The organism is Methylophaga sp. UBA5088, assembly GCF_002414625.1.
Taxonomy (GTDB): domain Bacteria; phylum Pseudomonadota; class Gammaproteobacteria; order Nitrosococcales; family Methylophagaceae; genus Methylophaga; species Methylophaga marina.
The window spans coordinates 2,463-5,891 of sequence record NZ_DIAC01000062.1; the positions used below are offsets into that span (position 1 = coordinate 2,463).

The 3,429-nt window shown below is 40.4% G+C and carries 5 protein-coding genes; 4 read left to right on the top strand and 1 reads right to left on the bottom strand.

What is annotated here, in order from left to right:
* Positions 1-686 precede the first annotated feature (686 nt).
* The 4 genes from B4K20_RS08190 to B4K20_RS08205 are packed head-to-tail and all read left to right on the top strand — an operon-like array spanning position 687 to position 1,745.
* Positions 687-887: a helix-turn-helix transcriptional regulator gene (locus tag B4K20_RS08190; protein WP_289282531.1), complete on the top strand. Its 201-nt coding sequence runs from the start codon at positions 687-689 to the stop codon at positions 885-887.
* A complete protein-coding gene (locus B4K20_RS08195; RefSeq protein WP_289282532.1) occupies positions 887-1,180 on the top strand; it encodes a helix-turn-helix domain-containing protein in 294 nt (97 codons plus the stop codon). The genes B4K20_RS08190 and B4K20_RS08195 overlap by 1 nt, the downstream gene beginning before the upstream one ends.
* On the top strand, positions 1,177-1,365 hold the full coding sequence (locus B4K20_RS08200) for a hypothetical protein (RefSeq protein WP_289282533.1): 189 nt from the start codon (positions 1,177-1,179) through the stop codon (positions 1,363-1,365). The genes B4K20_RS08195 and B4K20_RS08200 overlap by 4 nt, the downstream gene beginning before the upstream one ends.
* Positions 1,365-1,745, top strand: coding sequence for a hypothetical protein (locus tag B4K20_RS08205; RefSeq protein WP_289282534.1), 381 nt, complete (start codon positions 1,365-1,367; stop codon positions 1,743-1,745). The genes B4K20_RS08200 and B4K20_RS08205 overlap by 1 nt, the downstream gene beginning before the upstream one ends.
* Positions 1,746-2,762: 1,017 nt before the next feature.
* Here B4K20_RS08205 and B4K20_RS08210 read toward each other — a convergent pair.
* Positions 2,763-3,429: GGDEF domain-containing protein (locus B4K20_RS08210; RefSeq protein ID WP_289282535.1), on the bottom strand; the 667-nt coding region annotated here is incomplete at its 5' end.

The window sequence follows — 3,429 nt, forward strand, 5'->3', positions numbered from 1 at the left end:
GTTTGAGAGTTTTCGGGCGTGTAATTAAGGCTTGGAAGTCGAGCGAGATTTAAATAGAAAATCATCACAATCAATTACCTAAGGAGGCAACAATGACTTACACAGCCACAAATTCTGCAAGCTTTTGCAAACCAATATTTGAAGTTGGGACATATGAAGACAATGGTTCTGGCTATTACGTCATCACAACTGATGTAATTGACGGTGTCAGATACAGAAGGCTGGCGAGTACTCGTTTCTATAACAAGCTAGATGCCAGATTAAGATTGAGGGAAGTACTACGCTATAAACCTTCAGCCAGCCTTATTCTGTATCTGGCCGAGCCATAAACAGACTAAAGTTTTAATTTACCAAGCCTAGCCCGACGGGGTGAAAAGCTGGCCTCATTCACTAGCCTGGCTTGGTTTTTTTTGAACGAAACAGTAATCAAAGCGACTAGGCGATAGGCTTTTATGTCAAAGATAAAGGTGGGGGTTGTAAGACTACGAGAATGTTGCGGAAGTATTGATATACCTAGCTTTTGAAGCGACAAATATTTATTTTTCATACCCACAAATCATCACAAATCATCACAAATTGTCACAATCAAACACAACTGTCAGCATTTTTTATAACTTGTTGCGATAAATAATGATGTGTGAATAATGAATTGTCATGTTTAACAACGTCCCTTAGGAGGGCAAAACATGACACAGCAAATCATAAAACTATCTGAAGTAAAACTAATCTCTGGTCTTAGTGGTTCATCAATCTATCGTGGTGCTGCAAGTGGCACCTTTCCAAAACCGATTAAATTAGGCGAACGTTCAAGTGGCTGGATCAAGTCAGAGGTTGATCAATGGCTAAATGAACGTATCGAGCTTTCTCGCAATGGGGAGGTGGCCTAATGAAAAGACCAGATATATCCAGAGCAAGCCAAAGAGCTGCTATTCTCAATTACCTACAAAGCAATGGCTCAATCACAACTATCTATGCTCGTGAAGTGTTGGGGATTATGTCCCCAGCAGCGCGCGTGCTTGAACTTCGAGAGCAAGGTCACAGGATAGTAACTCATTGGACTAAAACCACCGATAACGCGGGTACAAAGCATCGAGAAGCAAAATATGTACTATTCGGTAATGTCATAAAAAAAGCCCCAACCACCAGCGACCAAACTAACGGAAAGGGCATTGCTATATGAGCCAGATCGATAATACATATCAATTTGTAGTGTGGCAAAGATTAGTCATTCAGGCTCAAGAGTTAGCTTTAAAAATGCCAGGTATAGGTTTAAACCCAGACATTTTACCAACGCTACCCATTGAGCAATTAACGGGCGTTCTTGCTTTCCTGAAACGTTCCTATGCTGAAAAACAGGCTAGTTAATGGCGGGGCGAAATCGCTTTAAACAGCCTTTTGATAAGCGAGGCGGTGCATTGGTGATGAGTACGTATCTTCTAAAGTCTGATACGTACTTATCACTATCACCACAAGCTAAAGTATTAATGATGCTGTTACAAATACACTGGAAGTCTGACAGGTTAGTTGACTACGGTGTAAGAGAAGCAGCAGAGAAAATACCTTGCTCAAAGAAAACAGCTATCAGGTCATTTAAAGAGCTTGAGGATAAAGGCTTTATATCTTGTCAGAATGAGTTTTGGTTTAGCAGTAGAACAGGAAGCAGGACAAGAGGCTGGCGGCTCGAATGGTTACCGTTTAATGATCGACCACCAGCTAATACATGGGAAAAAAAGAACCATGATTAACAGATTAACCGGTGCAAAAACGACACCGTCGAGGCGTTTGACGGTGCAAAAACGATACCGTCGATTTTAAAAATGAATTTGACGGTGTCGAATATGCACCATTGGCACAATAAAATCAGTCACTTACAAAAAGGGTGGCGGTGTCGATTTTGCACCACACCTACATATACCACTACCTATGCATTTTTATTGTTTGTTTAAGCATGTTTTATGGTCAGGAAATGCGAGTGGCCTCAAATGCTTTTAAACCCAGTAAAAGGTCAAGATTAGGGCAAGGGGTAATTAGAAAGCATAGTAGTTTCTTTACCAACGACAGGCCAAGATCAAAATACTCTGAATTGATACTTAGTTTTTTTGACAAGGTTTTTCTGACATCATCACGCGAGCAAGGTTTTATGGTAGTCACTACGCGAGGAAAATTCCCTGTCAATTAGCCTGTAAAAAACGCTAACTCAATATAACCTTGACGGTAAAAAAGTAATTATCCGTCTAAACATAGATAGAGAGCCCACGCGCGCGTATTTGTCGGCTAAATCTGTCTAGTGCAGGTCAAGGTAATTGAGGCTAAATCCGTCTCAACAGGTCAAAATTAATCCGAGCATGAGACATGCACAAAAGCTCAATATTGATCCAATGGCTTATCGGAAAATAAAACTGGCTGGTGGCTAGAAAGCACGCAAGCTAAGCTTTGATTTAGTCGATGTTTACCGAGTGTTTTTTATTGCCAAAATTGAGCGCAAAAGTGAACAGGAAAGCTTATGGCAATCAATATGATAGATGTTTTTCTGAACGCAATATGAGCATGTTTAGAAATAATGAAACCTGAGTAAACCTGATTCGCTAAGCAGTTATTATTTGGTGCCAACTATAGTGCCAACTCAAAAAAATGAATTATTCAATGCCTTTATTTTTGCGCATTTCAAGTAATAATTGGATTGAGACCCCACCTCCATTTTCAAGCTCACACAAACAAATCAGTATCAGGCGCTTTTAAGCGCTTTTTTTATGCCTGTTATTCTAAATAGGCACGGCTAGAGTGAGTTTGTCTCTGCCATTGGCTTTCGATTCGTACAATGCTTTATCGATAACACAAAATAAATCTCTTGTGTTGGCAATGGGGAACAGATCCGTGTGGTATAGACCTGCGCTGATTGTGGCGTTGATATGTTGACCTTCGAAGTTAAAGTGATGTGACCGGGTTTGGTTGATTAACTCTTGTATGATTTCTTGTGCTCTTTCAGATGGTAGCCGGTTTAATATAACGACAAACTCCTCACCACCTACTCGATAAGCTTTGTCGCTATCACGCCCTTGGGATTGTAAAATCTCTGCAAACTCTTTTAAGACATGATCCCCTGCTAAATGCCCATAGGCATCATTAATCTTTTTGAAAAAGTCGATATCAATAAGCGCGATACCAAAAGGACACTGGTGTGCATGAAAGCCTTTTATTAAGGCTTCTATTTCGAACTCTAATGTGAGTCGATTATTTAGATTAGTCAGTGGATCTTTACTGGCGAGATCTTTGAGTTTTTTATTAGCTGCTTCCAGTTTGTACGTGCGTAATTCGACCTGTTCTTCAAGACTGTTCAGCAGGCGCTGTTCAGCTTCACGTGATTTGATGACTTCTTTTGCCATCGGTCTAAAGATAAAAATCACTTCAAGGACAAGGGTGAGTAGGGTA

Excerpts from the sequence above, each read along its gene's own strand:
- B4K20_RS08205 (WP_289282534.1), top strand. The coding sequence starts at position 1,365 with ATGGCGGGGCGAAATCGCTTTAAACAGCCTTTTGATAAGCGAGGCGGT.
- B4K20_RS08190 (WP_289282531.1), top strand. The coding sequence starts at position 687 with ATGACACAGCAAATCATAAAACTATCTGAAGTAAAACTAATCTCTGGT.
- B4K20_RS08200 (WP_289282533.1), top strand. The coding sequence starts at position 1,177 with ATGAGCCAGATCGATAATACATATCAATTTGTAGTGTGGCAAAGATTA.
- B4K20_RS08195 (WP_289282532.1), top strand. The coding sequence starts at position 887 with ATGAAAAGACCAGATATATCCAGAGCAAGCCAAAGAGCTGCTATTCTC.